The sequence below is a fragment of the Aliterella sp. E5.1 genome (assembly GCF_057473825.1).
Genome location: NZ_JBYCCV010000323.1, coordinates 1 through 1631 on the forward strand (window position 1 = coordinate 1; position 1631 = coordinate 1631).

Below are 1631 nucleotides of genomic sequence, written 5' to 3' on the forward strand. Positions count from 1 at the left end.
AAGTGAACTAACCAAGGAAGTAGCATAACGATCTGCTTGCTCCTGTCCCATTCCCAAGGCAAAGCTTTGGTAGAAAGGATCTTGCTTTAAAACCTGTTCCGTTTGCTCCGGGGAAAAACCATCATCTAGTGCTGTTTGGGCAATATGCTCGAAGGCATCAATAGGAGCCATATTTTTAAGATAGGGATCTTTACTTACTTCTTGAAAGTAAGCTACTGGATCTAATTCGGGCTTGGAGGAGGTAGATTGAGTTTGTGCTTGGACTTCAACAACCTGTTGATTGCCTGCTAGTCCATATTGGTCAATTTTGAGTTCGCCATTTTCAACGCGGAAGATTACTTCATCGTTAACACTAATGGCTAGCTCTCCTCTCAGCCCAGTTGGATCTTCTAGTGTCTTTTGCAATAAATCTTGGATTTGAGGAGAGAATTTATTAAACTCAACAGATTGTGAATTGCTTTGATAAAGTAATTCTGAGCCTTGATGAACTGCAAGAGTTACTTGCTTAATGTCTAAATTAGTACGCTCTTGCAACCTTTTGTAAATATCGTTAATAACAGCAGGTTGCCTAACTTCAGAACTTGACTCCTTGAGAGCATCTGATGCCTGAGCTTGATTGGTATTTGGCTCAGGGCGCTGCTGCGACCACTCGTAAAGGTCGCTGACAATTGGTGGCTGCCCAGCTTCAGAATTTAATATTTGAGCTTGGCTGGCATCTACATTAGATTGCTGCTGCGACCATTGGTATAAATCGCTGACAATTGGAATTGGTGGCTGTTGGCGATTGATGTCTAAACTAGCATCATCTCTAGCAGGTTCTGGACTCTTGGGGTCAGTACCTAACATTACTTCTTGGAAGTCGCTAACTCCATCGCGGTCAGTATCGGCATTGTCAGGGTCAGTGCCTAATAGTGCTTCTTGATGATCTGTTAACCCATCACCATCTCTGTCTTGTGATGGTGAGTGTTCTTCAATCTTGTCAGGAGAAACTTCATTAGCTAGACTATCTTGCTCCGATTCTGCTTTAGTTCGTTCGTCCATATATTTGCTCCTACTTACTGCTGCTCTAAATTTTTATATTTACCCGACGATATCGAATGGATAATCCGTCTCAGCATCAATTCATGCTGAGTTAATTCTGGTGGAAATATAACTCCCTCCGTTCGGTCAAGAATTTTCATTCCTTGCACTTGAATATAGCCCCAAGACCCATCTACCCTAACTTGTATGACATCTGGATCTATAGGGATTTCTTCAATTTCCACTTTTTCTAATCGACCATTGCCCCAAGAAATAGACGAGCAGGGAGCAGACTCTTGATAGTAAATGGAAATCTGCTGGGGGATGTATCCTTGAGGAAACTTGGGCTTGTCCCAGTGGTGTGCGGCATTAAAAATAGTAGAAGGATAGCGAGATTTTAATGCTGCAAATTTTGGCGGCAATTTCTCATCAATTAGATCGATTTGCTTCTGGTCGAGTTCGTATGCCATCAGAATCCTTTTAAAAGAGTTAATGGGATAAAATGCACTGGGTAAAACCAGTAGAACCAACGCGCTTTTAATCCTCGTTTGTCAATCCTATTTAGGACAGGTAACAAGAACAGGACTTACGCAAGTGACATTTGAACGGAT

1 protein-coding gene and 1 pseudogene are annotated in these 1631 nt (G+C 42.0%); both read right to left on the reverse strand.

What is annotated here, in order from left to right; all coding sequences use genetic code 11:
* A pseudogene (locus tag AC2VE5_RS26810) lies at positions 1–1041 on the reverse strand (hypothetical protein); the annotation flags it as partial.
* 14 nt (positions 1042–1055) lie between these two features.
* Positions 1056–1490, reverse strand: a complete 435-nt coding sequence (locus AC2VE5_RS26815; protein ID WP_486890585.1) for a hypothetical protein — start codon at positions 1488–1490, stop codon at positions 1056–1058.
* Between the last annotated feature and the right edge of the window lie 141 nt (positions 1491–1631).

What these genes read in the sequence shown, in the direction of transcription:
- AC2VE5_RS26815 (WP_486890585.1), bottom strand. Translation starts at nt 1,490, where the DNA reads ATGGCATACGAACTCGACCAGAAGCAAATCGATCTAATTGATGAGAAA.